Here is a 14,399-nt window from a genome sequence, read left to right on the forward strand (position 1 = left end):
CATGAAGCGCATTCTTAGCCTGTCCGTGCTGTCGGTTCTGCTGGCGGCATGTTCCACCCCATCAGAAGTTCCCCCTGAATCCGGCGGCCCCGCCGCCCCAGGCGTGCGCACGCCGGCGGCCGATGGCCCTTTGGTGGTGCCGTCGCTGTCCGCTTTGCCGGACACGCCGCCGCGCGCGCTGGCGGGCAAGTTCAAGGCCGGTTCCTGGGCTGAAATGCCCGGCTGGTCTACCGATGACCTGACGCAATTCTGGCCGCTGTTCTTGCGCAACTGCCGCGGCCTGATGCGGCCGACCAGCGGCAATCTGGCCGCGCCCGCGCGCGCCACGCCGCGGGCCTGGCAACCGGTTTGCGCGGCCGCCGTGGACCCGTCCCGCGCTCCGGCAGCAGGCGATGGCGAAGGCGTGCGCCGTTTTCTTCAGACCTATCTTCAGCCGTGGCGCCTGAACGCGGCCGATGGCAAGCCGGCCACCAATACCGTCACGGGCTACTACGAACCCCTGGTGCGCGGGTCGCGCCGTCAGGGTGGCAACTACCAATGGCCGCTGTATGCCGTGCCTGCCGACCTGTTGACCATCGATTTGGGTTCGATTTACCCCGATCTGGCCGGCAAGCGCGTGCGAGGCAAGCTGGAAGGCAAGCGGGTGGTGCCTTACGACACCCGCGCCGCGATTGAATCGTCCGGCCGCCGCCCGCCGGTGGTGGTCTGGGTGGACGACCCTGTGGATAATTTCTTCTTGCAGGTGCAGGGTTCAGGCCGTGTGCAACTGACCGACGGCCCCGATACGGGCAAGACGATCCGGGTGGCGTACGCCGACCATAACGGCCAGCCCTATGTGTCCATTGGCCGTTGGCTGATCGACCGTGGCGAACTCACGGCCGATCAGGCGTCCATGCAGAACATCCGGGCCTGGGCGCAGCGCAATCCGAAGCGCGTGCAGGAAATGCTCAATGCCAATCCGGCTGTCGTGTTCTTTCGCGAAGAGCCGGTCATTGATCCTGAGCAGGGTCCCAAAGGCGCCTATGCGATCCCGCTGGCCCCCAAGCGTTCCATTGCGGTGGACGCCACTTTCGTGCCGCTGGGCACGCCGGTGTACCTGGCGACCACCCTTCCGGCATCCGACCGGCCGCTGCAGCGGCTGGTATTTGCCCAAGATACGGGCACGGCTATCCGGGGCGCCGCGCGCGCTGACTTCTATTGGGGTTATGGCGAAGAGGCCGGCCAGCAGGCAGGCCGCATGAAACAAAAGGGACAGATGTGGGTGTTGTGGCCCAAGCAAGCTGGGGAGCCCTCGGCAAGATGAGCCATCAGATCGTAGTTTGCGGGGCCGGCATCGTCGGCCTGTCCACCGCCTTGGCGCTGGCCCGGCGCGGGCAGCGCGTTGCCGTGCTGGCGCCGCGCTCTGCCGTGCCCGCGGCCGATCCCAACCGTTATCACCCGCGCGTCTACGCCATTTCGCCTGCCAGCCAGCGCTTTCTGGCCGAGCTGGGTGTATGGGACGCCATGCCTGCCGCCCGGCTGATGCCGGTGCAGGCCATGGAGATCCATGGAGACGCGGACGGACAGGTAAACCTGAACGCCTGGCAGGCGGCGCTGCCGCAACTGGCCTGGATTGTCGAATCCGGTGAGATCGAACGTGTGCTGATCCAGGCGGTGCGGATGTTTGGCATTCCCTGGCTGGAAGACCGCTGCACGGCTTACCAGGATGGCGCCGTGGATACGGAAAGCGGCGCTCGCATCAAGGCCGAATTGTTTGTGGGCGCGGACGGCGCCGCCTCTCCGCTGCGCACCGCGGCAGGCATGAAGCATGATGCCGTGTCCTATGACGATACCGGACTGGTCGTGCATCTGGACGCCGAAATTCCCCATCAAGGCACCGCCGTTCAGTGGTTCCGCGACGACGGTGTGCTGGCGCTTTTGCCGCTGCCTGACACCGCCGACGGGCCGCAGGTGTCCATGGTCTGGTCCATGCGCAGCGATCGCGCCCAGGCGTTGTTGGCCCTGCCGGCCGAAGAACAGACTACCCAGTTGGAAGCCCTGCTGGCCGATGCGTCCGAGGGCCGCCTGGGCAGCCTGAAGGTGCGCAGCAAGCTGCATGGTTTTCCGCTGACGCTGGAGCGCGCCCAGATGGTTGCGCCCGGTATCGCGCTGGCAGGCGACGCCGCGCATCGTTTGCATCCGCTGGCAGGCCAGGGCTTGAACCTGGGCCTGGGCGACGTCGAAGCGCTGGCTCGCACGGTGGCGGACCGCGAACCCTACCGCCAGGCAGGCGACCTGCGCGTGCTGCACCGCTATCAGCGGGCACGCGCCGAACCGGTCCTGGCAATGCGTTTGGCCACCGACGGTCTGCATAAGCTGTTTGCGTCGCACGCCACGCCGCTCGTCTGGCTGCGCAACGCGGGTATGCATTGGGTCGAAAAGGCGCCGCTGATCAAGCGCCGTCTGATTGCGGGGGCGTCAGCGAACTGACGCGGGCAAAGCCAGGGGCGAGGGGGACAGATCACGACGATCACTCCGCGTTTTTTGAACCTTTGCGCGGCGTCGGCCGTCTGACACAGATGGCGTCTGCGCATGGCTTGCGCCCACTGGGCTGGCCCCCGGCACTTGTCCGGATGCGTTACGCTTTCCACCAAAGAACACGATAAGTACAGGAGTACTAATGAATTTGCGTATCTCCGCCACCTTGGCGGCTTGTTTCCTGGCCGGCGGCTTGGGTTTGTCCGCCAACGCCTTGGCGCAAGCGCCTGCCAAGGGCGACAACGTCATCTCCACGCAATCCGTGGGGCAGCCTGGCAAGGGCGAGAAAAGCGTGTCCACCACGCAGCTCGACCCGGTGACGGAGGGCGTCAAGGAACGTTTTCAGCAGCGTTTTACCGGTATGGACGTATCGGCAGTGCGCCGCACGCCTTACGGCTTGTTCGAGGTGCAGTTGGGCATGGACCTGCTCTACACGGACGAAAAAGTAACGTGGGTCATGGAAGGTCCGTTGATAGACGCCATGACGCGCCGTGATGTGACGCGCGAATCGCAAGAGAAACTCAGCGCCATCACGTTTGATCAATTGCCGTTGGACTTGGCGCTCAAGCAGGTCAAGGGCGATGGCTCGCGCAAGGTCGCGATCTTTGAAGATCCCAATTGCGGCTACTGCAAGCAGCTGCGCCAGACCATGGAAGACGTGGACAACGTCACCGTTTACACCTTCCTCTATCCCATCCTGTCGCCCGATTCCAAGGTGAAGGTGCGCGACGTCTGGTGCGCCAAGGATCAGGGCAAGGCGTGGGATGACTGGATGGTGCGGGGCAAGAAACCCGCAACGGCCAACTGCGATGTGCCTGAAGACAAGTTGCTGGCGCTGGGCCAGAAACTGATGGTTCGCGGTACGCCGACCCTGTTTTTTGCCGATGGCTCGCGCGTAAGCGGCGCGATACCGCTGGACCAACTCAAAGCTCGTTTGAACTGACCGGCGCGTTGCGCGCCGGCCGGGTGGCTGGTGCGAACCGCGCCACGCCACCCGGAGACAACACTTGAAAATCGCAATACTCGACGATTACCACGACGTAGCCCGGCGCTATGCAGATTGGACTTCTTTGGGCGGGGACGCCGAGGTCCGGATTTTCAACAACTTCATTCCGGCCGACGAGGTCGAGGCATCGCTTGAGCCGTTCGATGTGATCGTCGCCATGCGCGAACGCACGCCGTTTCCGGCCGAGCGTATTCGTGCGTTGCCCAAGCTGCGGCTCTTGATCACGACGGGCATGCGCAACAATGCCATCGATATGCAGGCTTGCACTGCGCAGGGCATCGTTGTGTGCGGGGCTCCGGGCAGCGCCGACGCCAACACGGCCACCGCCGAGCTGGCCTGGGCGCACATTCTGGGCCTGTTCAAACATTTGCCCGCCGAAGACGCGGCCATGCGCCGTGGCATGTGGCAGACCGCCATGCCCGAGCCTCTGGCGGGCAAGCGCCTGGGCCTGTTGGGTCTGGGCAAGCTAGGTCAGGCAGTGGCCAAAGTGGGGCTGGCCTTCGGCATGGATGTGGTGGCGTGGAGCCCCAATCTGACGGAAGAGCGCGCCCAAGAAGCCGGCGTGTCACGTGTGGACAAGCACGAATTGTTTTCCACGTCCGATGTGGTCAGCCTGCACCTGATTCTGTCCGATCGCAGCCGCCATATCGTCGATGCCGCGGCACTGGCCGCCATGAAACCGACCGCATATCTGGTGAACACGTCGCGCGCGGGTCTGGTGGATCAGGACGCGTTGATGGATGCGCTGGTGAAGTTCCGCATCGCGGGCGCGGGCTTGGATGTGTACCCGGAAGAGCCGCTGTCTCCGACAGACACCGTGCGCGATCTGGATAACGTCATCCTGACGCCGCATCTGGGTTATGTGAGCCGCGAGAATTTCGAGGCGTTTTATCAGAATGCGCTGGACGCGGTGAAGGCGTACCAGGCGGGTAAACCGGTCAGGGTGCTGAACGCATAACCCGTCCCGCAATTTCACGATTCCCGCCCTGCGGTTTTCTCTCGAAAACCGCAGGGTGGGTAGTCAATATCAACTGCGCGTAAACGTCACTTTCTTTTCGATGATTGCGCCCGGTTCCAAGGCTGGCGGCGTATCGCCGCAGGCGTCGTCCGCCGCGTCTTCATCGGGGTCCACGGCATCGAACGCCGTGTCGCCATTGGCGTCTGGCACGCCAGTGGGCTTTAAGCCCACGAAATCGAACAGATCGCGGTCCATCAAGTGCGATGGCACCACGCGTGACAGGGCGTTGAACACGTTCCAGGAACGGCCCGGATACTGCTTGTCCCATTCCTTGATCATCCGGCCCACTTCCTTGCGCTTCAGGTTTTCCTGGGAGCCGCAGAGATTGCACGGAATGATGGGGAACTGCTTCAGTTCGGCGTAGGCGATCAGATCGGTTTCAGCCACATAGGCCAGCGGGCGGATCACGGTGTGGCGGCCATCGTCGGACACGAGCTTGGGTGGCATGCCCTTGGCCTTGCCGCCGTAGAACAGGTTCAGGAAGAATGTGCCCAGAATGTCGTCGCGGTGATGGCCCAGTGCGATCTTGGTGGCGCCCAGCTCGGATGCCACGCGGTACAGAATGCCCCGGCGCAAGCGCGAACAGAGCGAACACATGGTCTTGCCTTCTTCGAGCACGCGCGTGACGATCGAATACGTGTCCTGCGTCTCGATGTGGAACGGCACCCCCAGGTCTTTCAGGTACTGCGGCAGGATGTGGTCGGGAAATCCGGGCTGCTTCTGGTCCAGGTTGACGGCAATCAGCTCGAACTTGAACGGCGCGCGCTTTTGCAGTTGCAGCAAGATATCCAGCAAGGCATAGGAATCCTTGCCGCCCGACAGGCACACCATGACGCGGTCGCCTTCGCCGATCATGTTGTAGTCAGACAGGGCGCGCGTGGTTTCGCGGGCCAGCCGCTTGGTCAGCTTGTTGCCCTCGTGCCTGGCCTTTTCTTCGGCTTCGGTACGAAAGCGGATGGGGGGAGCAATGTCGTTCATGGTCAACGCGTGATCTGGATTTCCACGCCCACCGCCGCACAGTCGGAGAAGGCCATGGGCTTGCTGATGCGCAAGCGCAGCGAGCGGATTTCCTGGAAGTCGGCCAGAAGGCGTGCAGCGACTTGTTCGGACAGGGTTTCGATCAGGTTCACATGCGCTTGCGTGCATTCCTCGACAATGGCTTCACGCAGACGGCGGTAATCCAGCACGCTGTGAATGTCGTGGTCGTCAACCGAGCGTTTGATGTCCACGTCGAATTCGGCGTCGACATGCAGGGGCTGGGTGGCGCGGCGCTCGTGTTCAAGGATGCCGATGCGGGCGTCGAGCGCAAGCCCGGAAAGGATAATGCGGCGTGTAGGCATGATGAAAACCTGGGTGGGATGCCGGAATTGTAAAGCGACAGCGGATCGGGGGCGGCGCGCTGGCTACAATTCGGCCATGTCCGGGCGCTCTCGGGGCGCCGGCGCAGTCAATAAGGGGTGAAATGCAACAGATGCACGATTCGGTCATTGTAGGCGGCGGTCCGGCCGGCGCCTCTTGCGCCCTGTGGCTGGCCAGGCTGGGCTTGTCCCCGCTGTTGGTCGAAGCCGGCCCCCGTTTGGGCGGACTGGGCAATGACAACCCGTTTGTCGATGACTGGATTGCCGTGTTGCCCGGGGTAACCGGGCAGCAAGTGGCGGCCAATATCGATGCCAGCGTGCGGGCGGCCAATGTGCCGCTGCGGCTGGACACCCGGGTTTCTGCCGTGCTGCCCTGCAAGGGCGGCATCCAGGCGACGTTGACCGGCTCGGACGGGAGCCAGACCCCGGTGCGCGGCCGTACCCTGGTGATCGCCTCGGGCGTGCGCGCCAAGGGCTTGCCCGATCACCCGCAAGGGTCGCACTGGCCCGGCGTGCTGATCGGCCCGGGCTCGCCCATCGTTGCGCAGGACTATTCGGGCCTGTCGGTGGCGGTGCTGGGCGGCGGTGACAACGCGTTCGAGAACTATGTTTATGTACGCAACCGGGGCGCTCGTGCCGTCCACCTGTATGCCCGCAGCGTTCGCGCCCAGCAGCAATGGGTAACGCGCGCTGGCAGTGAAGGCGTGCGTATCGGCCCGTATAAGGTTGACCCCGCGAACCGCAGCGTAGACGGCCGCCAATATGATCTGATTCTGGTCTTTTACGGCTGGGAACCCCAGGCGGCCTTTGCCGACGGACTGCAACTGGCCCGCGACGAACGCGGCTACATCCGCACCGATTTTGGTACCGCTGAAACCAGCGTGCCGGATATTTACGCCATCGGCGAAGTCGCGCATCGCATGCACCCGTGCGTGGTGACGTCGATGGCCGACGGCGTGGTGGCGGCCAAGGCGATCCAGCGGCGCTGGGAGAGGGCGGGGGAATAGACGTACGCCCATTACACGGGGCGCACAGGCCGGGTTGATTTGGGTAATAATAATTATTCTCAAATAAAGCCTGGAACCACCCATGTCTTCCTTGCCCGCCGCCGCTGCGGCGTCTTCCGGCATCGTCGAGCACCACCGCGTTGACGCGGCTTTAAGCGTGCCGGGCGGCTACGACGTGCGCGCAGGCGTGTTCCGCCGTGGCGCCACGCAATGGCGCGAAGAAGCGCTGCACCGGGGGCTTAAAGTCATCATGCTGCACGGGCAGGTGCAAAGCCGCATCGAAGACCGGGCGCCCATGCGTCTGAGCGGCTCCACGCTGTTTCTGGCCTGGAATACCGGGCAGGCGCAGGGCGCCGACGCTTTCGAGGCGGGTGTGGAGCAGCAATACACCATGGTCAGCCTGCCAGAGACGTCGCTTTGGCCTGAGCTGGGCGTAGACCCCGATTTCTTCCAACAACTGGACCCCCAGGGCGGCACCGGCCGGCCCGTGGTCTGGCATGGCGCTGCCGGACGCGAAGCTCGCCGCATCGCTGATCAGGTGCGCGCCTGCGCCTACGACGGCGCGGCGCGCAGCCTCTACCTGGCGGCCAAGGGCCTGGAACTGGCCGCGATGGCGCTGGCGCAGGCGGGACAGGCGCGCATCGAACCCCGCGTTCCACAGGCTGCGGCCCGCGAGTTGGACGCGGCGCACGAGGCCCGCCGGCGTCTGCTGGCGGATCTGCGCCAGGTGCCCGCCGCTGCGGCATTGGCGCGCGACCTGGGCGTACACACCCGCAAGCTCGATCAGGCATTCAAGCGCGCCTTTGGCGTCAGCATGGCGCGATGCGTGCAAGAGGCGCGGCTCATCCGCGGCCGGGATCTGATTTTGAATGGCGGCTTGAGCGTGTCGGAAGCCGCCTGGCATGTGGGCTACGCGCCCGCGCATTTCTCGGTGGCGTTTCGCCGTCATTTCAACGCCAGCCCCAGCGCACTGCGATAACAGGCGAGCTCTGCGTGTCGTCAGCGCGCTGGCAGAAACGTCAGCACTGCCTCCATGAATTCTGCGGGCCGTTCCACATTGGACAGATGCACGGCGGGCAGCTCCAGCAGACTGGCGCCTGGCACGGTGGCCGCGATCAGTGCGCCATGGCTGGCGGCCGTTACCGTGTCATCGCGGCCCGCAATCACCAGCGTCGGATTCGGAATCAACGCGATCGTGCGCCGTAAGTCCGTGTCGCGCACCGCGGCGAAGGCGCCCGCCAATCCGTGGGGGTCAGTGGCAAGCAGCATGGCGCGGAAGGTGTCGATGACAGGTCCGCCAGCCCGTAGCATTCGCGCCGGAAACCAGTTGCCCAAAAACATCTCGGCAGTCTCATTCATGTCCGGCGCGCTCAGGGTCGCGGCGATGCGTTCGTCCCATTGTGGCGCCGGTCCCAGATAGGAAGACGTGTTGGCCAGAATCAAATGGCCGATCCTGCCGGGCGCATGTATGCCCAGCCATTGGCCGATGATGCCGCCCAGCGACAAGCCCAGGAAGTGCGCGCGCGGGATGTGCAACGCGTCCAGCAGCTCGATCACGTCGCGGCCCAGGCGGTCCATTGAATAGGCGCCTGCCGGAACCTCCGACCCGCCATGCCCGCGCGTGTCATAACGCAGCACCCGATACCGCTTGGAAAGCGCCGCGATCTGGCCGTCCCACATGTGCAGCGTGGTGGCGATGGAGTTCGACAGCGCCAGCACGGGCAGACTGGCGTCCCCGTCAAACCGGTAGGCAATGCGGACGCCATCGCCCGTGGTGAAAAAAGAGAGGTCTTGCATGAGGGTGCGCCTGGGAGGTGGATGATGATGCAAATCGTAGTTGCGGCGCCTTCGATAAAAAATTACAAAGTTTGCACAGTCTTTGTCGGAAAAGCAGACATGAGCGATTTCACTTTGCATGACTTGCAGTGCTTTGACGCCGTGGTGCGCGGGGGCGGATTCCAGGCGGCGGCGCTGGCCTTGAACCGGTCCCATCCGGCCGTGTTCGCCGCGGTTGCCAAGCTGGAGCGCCAACTGGACCTGACGCTGCTGGACCGAGGCGGCTACCGGGTGCGCTTGACCCCTGCCGGAGTATCGTTTCATCGACGCGCGCAAGGGCTGCTGCGCGAGCTTGACGGTCTGCACGCGCACGCGGCCCAGTTGGCGATGGGAGAAGAAAGCGAGCTGCATGTGGTGATTGGCGATCTTTGCCCACGGCCGCGCATGTTGGGCCTGCTTAGCCGATTTTTCTCACAGTGTCCGGCGACGCGCTTGCACTTGCATTTCGAGGCCGTAGGCGGCCCAGAGGAACGCTTGCTGGATGGCGAGGCAGACCTGATCCTGCACCGCGTCGATAAGCGTGATCCCCGCATCGAATGGCTGGATCTGGAAAAAGTGCCTTTTCTTCCCGTGGCGGCCCCGGGTTTTCTACCCGCGTCCGCCGGCCGCATCATCAAACCCGCGTTGCTGCGCGATTACACGCAGTGCGTCATGCGTGACACCTCGCGCCATACGCCGGAACGCGGCTACTTCGTGATCGAGGGTGCGCATCAATGCACGGTGGCCGACCAGCTCATGAAAAAGGAAGTCATTTTGCAAGGCATGGGGTGGGGTCATCTACCGCGTTTTCTGATCGAAGAAGAGCTGCGTGATGGGCGGTTGCTGTCCATTGCCAATCGCTATCTGCCCGGCAGTGTCGAGGAACTGGTGGCTGCAAGACGCAGTGACCGGCCGCAAGGGCCTGTGTTGAGCCGCTTGTGGGCATATCTGGAAGCGGCACAGAGCAAAAACCGAAAGCCTTAATCCGGAAATCGAAAGCCTTTTCGATTGCCCGCCGTGCTCCCGTTGAAGATGATTATCAGTCTTATTTAACGGGCAAGATCCGGAGGGAATTGTGGGCATCAAGACACGTGGCGGCCGAGCGCGGCCAGCGCGGCGGGGCAGGGAAGTCCAACAGAGGCGGGGGAGCGCGGGCCGGACAATCTGGTGGGGGCGCAGCGCCGTGGCATTGACTCTGTTTACGGCTGCGGCAAGCGCGCAGGACGCTGCAATGCTCGCGCCCGTCACGGTACAGGGCGATGCCGAGGGTGTGACCGAAGGCAGTCAGTCGTATACCGCGCCCAGTGTCACCATCGGCGGCAAACTGCCGTTGTCATTGCGTGAGATTCCACAGTCGGTGTCGGTCATCACGCGCCAGCGCATAGAAGATCAAAACCTGAACTCGCTGGAAGATGCGATGGCGCAGACGCCCGGCATCACCATCGATCTGGCGGCCACAGCGGCGATTCCGCAGTTCTATTCACGCGGATTCCAGATTGAGTATTTTCAGTATGACGGCGTACCTATGCAGACAGGCGGCGCGTCATGGGCGCAGCCCGACCTGTTCATGTTCGACCACGTAGAGCTGCTGCGCGGCGCGGCGGGCCTTTTCAATGGCGCGGGGCAACCGGGGGGCGTCATCAATCTGGTGCGTAAACGTCCCACGCGCGAATTTCAATTCTCCGGCTCCGCCAGCGCCGGTTCCTGGGACAACTATCGCGGTGAGGTGGACTTATCGTCGCCGCTGAACGCCTCGGGCTCGGTGCGAGGCCGCGTGGCGACCGCTCAGGAAGATCGCAAGTATTTCTACGATGTCGCCAATTCGCAGAAGCAGGCCTACTACGGCATTCTGGAAGCGGACCTCACGCCCGACACCTTGCTGACCTTGGGCGGCAGCTATCAGAAGCGCGATTGGTTGCCCTTCATGATGCAGATGCCACGCTACAAGGACGGCGGTGATCTGGGTTTGACGCGCGGCACTTATCTGGGCGCTGACTGGAACCGGTGGAATTTTGAGAACACTCAGGTGTTCGCCGAACTGGCGCACAAGTTCTCGCCGGACTGGACGGTCAAACTCAACGTCAATCAGGCTGAAGAAACCAGCAAACTGAAATACGCCTACGTGCGTGGCGCGGTAGACAGGACGACCGGCATGGGGCCGCGCCTGTACGGGGGCGGCAACCAGTACCGCAATCAGCAACTGGGCATCGATCTGATGGTGACGGGCGCGTTCGAAGCGCTGGGCCGCCGCCACGAGCTGGTGGTGGGCGGCAACTGGTACGACCGCAGCGCGCGGTCGTACAACGCCTATGCGCTGCCTGGTTTTCCAGCGCAGCCGGTGGATGTTTTCCACTATGACGTCAATGATTACCCCGAACCGGCCGATCCTAAATGGGGCAGCAAGAGCGACGTGAAAACGCGTCAATCCGGCGTCTACGCGATGACCCGCCTGAAGGTCGCAGATCCGCTGACGGTCGTGCTGGGCACGCGCATGAGCTGGTGGCGCACGCAAAGCGAAAACCTGATGACAGGCGTGACCGGTCCTGCCGTCACCGAGCATGGCCGCATGACGCCATACGCCGGTCTGGTCTACGACATCGACAACCATTGGACCGCCTACGCCAGCTATGCCGACATCTTCCGCGTGCAAAGCGATTTGCGCACGGCGGATGGCGGATCGCTGCCGCCGGTGGTTGGCTCCAACTATGAGGCGGGCTTGAAAAGCGAATGGCTGGACGGCCGCTTGAATACCTCGTTCGCGCTGTTCCGCATCACCGAACGCAACCGGGCGCAAAGCGACCCCAACTATCCGGAAGTGGGCGACTGCTGCTACCAGTCCAGCGGCCAGGTACGCAGCCAGGGCATCGAGGCCGAAGTGTCTGGCCGTCTGGCGCCAGGCTGGGAAGTGTCAGGCGGCTACACCTTCAACACGACGCGTTATCTGAAAGATGCCGAGAACGGCGGGGCGCCATTCCGCACTTTTACGCCCAAGCACATCTTCCAGCTGTGGACGACTTATCAACTGCCCGGCCAGTGGAACCGTTGGAGTGTCGGCGGCGGCGTCAATGTGAAAAGCGGCGTCTACACCGAAAGCGCAGTGCAGGGCCCGGTCAGCGGCAGTTCTGTGCGCGTGAATCAAGGCGGCTACGCCATCTGGAATGCGCGTTTGGGCTATCGCGTCAGCGACCACGTGTCGCTCGGGCTGAACGTGAACAACCTGTTCGACAAGGTCTATTACCAGCGGCTGGGCAATGCCGATATGGGCAATGCCTATGGCGAACCGCGCAGCGTCATGTTGAACATGCGCGTCAAGTATTGAAGTCACTCAGGAGAACAACGATGAAGACTGTCTTGCAACAGGCGCTGCGCGCCGCCGCTTTGAGCGCGCTGCTGTGCGCGGGCCATGCCGCACTGGCGGCAGACGCAGCGCCTGCCGCAGCCAACGCCGTGCAGGCGGCTGCCGTCTGGCCGGCGGGTGAATACCGCTGGGCGATAGACGATGGCCACGGCGAACCGCCGTACACCTTGCGTCTGTACATGCAGCCGCTGCCCACCGGCGACTACGCGCTGACCGGCAGCCTGCTGCTGGACGATGCGGAACTGGGTGCGCACGGCTCTGCACGCGTCCGCGATGGCAAGCTGATCCTGGATCTGACCGCCAGCGGCGGTGTCTTGCAAGCGCCTATGGAAGAGGACAAGCGGCGCTTGTATCCCAAGGGCAAAGCGCCTGAACGGGTGGACTCAGCCGGTTTCGCGACGATGCGCGTATTGCTGGACCCCGCCACGTTGGGCGGTGTGGTGCAGCGTTACCAGACCAATGTGATGACGGGGCATCTGGTGCAGGGCCCGATGTACGCCAACAGCGTGATCCGCCGTTTGCCGTAGCGGCGCTGGCTGATACAAGACAGCTTCGCCTGCCTTTCCTGCGCCGTTAAGCGCAGGCGAAGCCCGTCCTCCAGATTGCAGAATAGGCATTTGCCCACGCTGCATACACACTCCTTCCCACAAGTTGATCAATCAATGATCACGGTGGGAGACAAGCATGTTGCATCCGTATCGCTGGCTGGCTGCCGGCGCAATGGCTATTGCCATGACGAACGCTGCTCACGCAGCCTGGCCGGAACGGCCCATCACCCTCATCATTCCGGCGGCGCCGGGCGGCACAACCGACATCGCCGCGCGTCTGATCGCGGACAAGCTCGGCGCCAAGCTGGGCCAGCAGGTCATTGTTGAGAACCGGGCAGGCGCCGCGGGCATCATCGGCGCGCAGACCCTGGCGCGCGCCAAGCCCGATGGCTACACCTTGCTGATGGGCAACATTGGCCCCAACGCCATCAACTACGCGCTGTACAAGACGCTGCCCTACAAGCCCGCTGACTTTGCACCCGTGACGCTCGTGATCTCGGTGCCCAATGTGCTGGTGGTCAATGAGGCCTCGTCCGTGCGCACCGTGGCGGACCTGCTGGCGCAGGCCAGACAGGACCCCGCCAAAGTGTCTTTCGGCAGCTCGGGCGCAGGCCAGTCGCCGCACTTGTCAGCCGAACTCTTCAAGCAGCGCGCCGGTATTCCCGGCACGCACATCCCCTACAAGGGAGCCGGCCCCGCCGTGGCTGCGCTGTTGGGCCAGCAGTTCACATTCATGATCGACAACCTGCCCAGTTCCATGCCGTACATCCAGTCCGGCAAGTTGCGTGCACTGGCCGTCACCAGCGACCACCGCTTGGCCGAATTGCCGGATGTGCCGACCATGGCCGAAGCGGGCGTCAAAGACATGGTGGTCACCGCCTGGTTCGGGCTGGTCGCGCCTGCGGGCACGCCGGACGAGGTCATCGGCAAGCTCTATGCCGCGACGCGCGACGTCGTGCGCAGTCCCGACATCAGCGGCCGTTTCAAGGCCATGGGCGGGCAGGCGGGCGGCACGACACCCGCGGAATTCTCGGCGTTCATTGACCAGGAGCGCGCTCGCTGGAAGCAGATCGTGGACGCGGCCGGACTGGTACAGGAGCAATAAGTGATCGACAAGATTCAAGCATCCATGGCCGAAGCCGTGGCGGTCATTCCCGATGGCGCCTCGGTGCTGGTGGGCGGTTTTGGCGAGGCGGGCGTGCCTTATGAACTGCTGCAATGCCTGGCCGATACGGGGCGGCGCGATCTGACCATCATTTCCAACAACGCCGGTACGTTCGAACGCGGTATTGCCGCGCTGCTGGTCCGCAAGCAGGTCAAGAAAATCATCTGCTCGCATCCGCGTCCGCCCAATTCCGATGCCTTCGCGCGCGCTTACCGGGCGGGCGAAGTCGAGCTGGAGTGTGTGCCCCAGGGCACGCTGGCCGAGCGCCTGCGCGCTGCTGGCGCGGGCCTTGGGCCGTTCTATACGCCCACTGGCTACGGCACCGAACTGGCGCAAGGCCGCCATCAGGAAGTGATCGGCGGCGTGGGTTATGTGCTGGAACACCCTTTGCGCGGCGATTACGCGCTGATTCGCGCGCATTTGGGCGACCGCTGGGGCAACCTGATGTACCGGCACGCCGCGCGCAACTTCAATCCGGTGATGTGCATGGCGGCAGGCCACGCTATCGCTCAGGTCGACGAGGTCGTGCCGCTGGGATCGTTTGTGCCCGAGCAGGTCATGACGCAAGGCATCTTTGTGAAGTCCGTGGTGCGGGTGGAGGCCTGAT

14 protein-coding genes are annotated in these 14,399 nt (G+C 63.7%); 11 read left to right on the forward strand and 3 right to left on the reverse strand.

The features are described from left to right. Position 1 precedes the first annotated feature (1 nt). From mltA to RAS12_RS23835, 4 genes are all read left to right on the forward strand, one after another. The gene (gene mltA, locus RAS12_RS23820) at positions 2-1,303 is read left to right on the forward strand and encodes a murein transglycosylase A (RefSeq protein WP_306942035.1); all 1,302 of its coding nucleotides are present in this window, start codon (positions 2-4) and stop codon (positions 1,301-1,303) included. After that, the gene (locus RAS12_RS23825; protein WP_306942037.1) at positions 1,300-2,469 is read left to right on the forward strand and encodes a UbiH/UbiF family hydroxylase; all 1,170 of its coding nucleotides are present in this window, start codon (positions 1,300-1,302) and stop codon (positions 2,467-2,469) included. Before mltA ends, RAS12_RS23825 begins: the two co-directional genes overlap by 4 nt. Before the next feature lie 190 nt (positions 2,470-2,659). Beyond that, on the forward strand, positions 2,660-3,460 hold the full coding sequence (locus tag RAS12_RS23830; RefSeq protein WP_306942039.1) for a DsbC family protein: 801 nt from the start codon (positions 2,660-2,662) through the stop codon (positions 3,458-3,460). A 64-nt stretch (positions 3,461-3,524) separates the two neighbouring features. Next, positions 3,525-4,481 carry a D-2-hydroxyacid dehydrogenase family protein gene (locus tag RAS12_RS23835; RefSeq protein WP_306942040.1) on the forward strand — a complete coding sequence of 319 codons (957 nt, stop codon included), beginning with the start codon at positions 3,525-3,527 and terminating at the stop codon, positions 4,479-4,481. A gap of 69 nt (positions 4,482-4,550) precedes the next feature. On the opposite strand, the gene ttcA is transcribed toward RAS12_RS23835, so the two are convergent. Both ttcA and folB read right to left on the reverse strand, forming a co-directional pair. Next, positions 4,551-5,519 carry a tRNA 2-thiocytidine(32) synthetase TtcA gene (ttcA, locus tag RAS12_RS23840; RefSeq protein ID WP_306942041.1) on the reverse strand — a complete coding sequence of 323 codons (969 nt, stop codon included), beginning with the start codon at positions 5,517-5,519 and terminating at the stop codon, positions 4,551-4,553. A 2-nt stretch (positions 5,520-5,521) separates the two neighbouring features. Further along, positions 5,522-5,881, reverse strand: a complete 360-nt coding sequence (gene folB, locus RAS12_RS23845; RefSeq protein WP_306942043.1) for a dihydroneopterin aldolase — start codon at positions 5,879-5,881, stop codon at positions 5,522-5,524. Positions 5,882-6,003: 122 nt separating this feature from the next. Between folB and RAS12_RS23850 the strand changes: the two genes are divergently transcribed. Together RAS12_RS23850 and RAS12_RS23855 are read left to right on the forward strand one after the other, a co-directional pair. Next, on the forward strand, positions 6,004-6,906 hold the full coding sequence (locus RAS12_RS23850) for an NAD(P)/FAD-dependent oxidoreductase (RefSeq protein WP_306942045.1): 903 nt from the start codon (positions 6,004-6,006) through the stop codon (positions 6,904-6,906). Positions 6,907-6,988: 82 nt separating this feature from the next. Beyond that, positions 6,989-7,885: a helix-turn-helix transcriptional regulator gene (locus tag RAS12_RS23855; RefSeq protein WP_306942046.1), complete on the forward strand. Its 897-nt coding sequence runs from the start codon at positions 6,989-6,991 to the stop codon at positions 7,883-7,885. A gap of 20 nt (positions 7,886-7,905) precedes the next feature. Here the strand turns inward: RAS12_RS23855 and RAS12_RS23860 are convergent, their stop codons facing one another. Continuing rightward, on the reverse strand, positions 7,906-8,703 hold the full coding sequence (locus tag RAS12_RS23860) for an alpha/beta fold hydrolase (RefSeq protein ID WP_306942048.1): 798 nt from the start codon (positions 8,701-8,703) through the stop codon (positions 7,906-7,908). A 99-nt stretch (positions 8,704-8,802) separates the two neighbouring features. On the opposite strand from RAS12_RS23860, the gene RAS12_RS23865 reads away from it, so the two are divergent. From RAS12_RS23865 to RAS12_RS23885, 5 genes are all read left to right on the forward strand, one after another. Next, positions 8,803-9,705, forward strand: coding sequence for a LysR family transcriptional regulator (locus RAS12_RS23865; protein WP_306942050.1), 903 nt, complete (start codon positions 8,803-8,805; stop codon positions 9,703-9,705). Between the two features lie 199 nt (positions 9,706-9,904). Then, positions 9,905-12,040: a TonB-dependent siderophore receptor gene (locus tag RAS12_RS23870; protein WP_306942051.1), complete on the forward strand. Its 2,136-nt coding sequence runs from the start codon at positions 9,905-9,907 to the stop codon at positions 12,038-12,040. A gap of 20 nt (positions 12,041-12,060) precedes the next feature. Beyond that, on the forward strand, positions 12,061-12,606 hold the full coding sequence (locus RAS12_RS23875) for a hypothetical protein (RefSeq protein ID WP_306942053.1): 546 nt from the start codon (positions 12,061-12,063) through the stop codon (positions 12,604-12,606). 157 nt (positions 12,607-12,763) lie between these two features. After that, positions 12,764-13,732 (forward strand): Bug family tripartite tricarboxylate transporter substrate binding protein, encoded by a 969-nt coding sequence (locus RAS12_RS23880; RefSeq protein WP_306942055.1) that lies wholly within the window; start codon positions 12,764-12,766, stop codon positions 13,730-13,732. Then, on the forward strand, positions 13,733-14,398 hold the full coding sequence (locus RAS12_RS23885) for a 3-oxoacid CoA-transferase subunit A (protein WP_306942057.1): 666 nt from the start codon (positions 13,733-13,735) through the stop codon (positions 14,396-14,398). The last annotated feature ends 1 nt before the right edge of the window (position 14,399 follow it).

Origin of the sequence: Achromobacter seleniivolatilans (assembly GCF_030864005.1) — a bacterium.
GTDB lineage: Bacteria > Pseudomonadota > Gammaproteobacteria > Burkholderiales > Burkholderiaceae_B > Achromobacter > Achromobacter seleniivolatilans.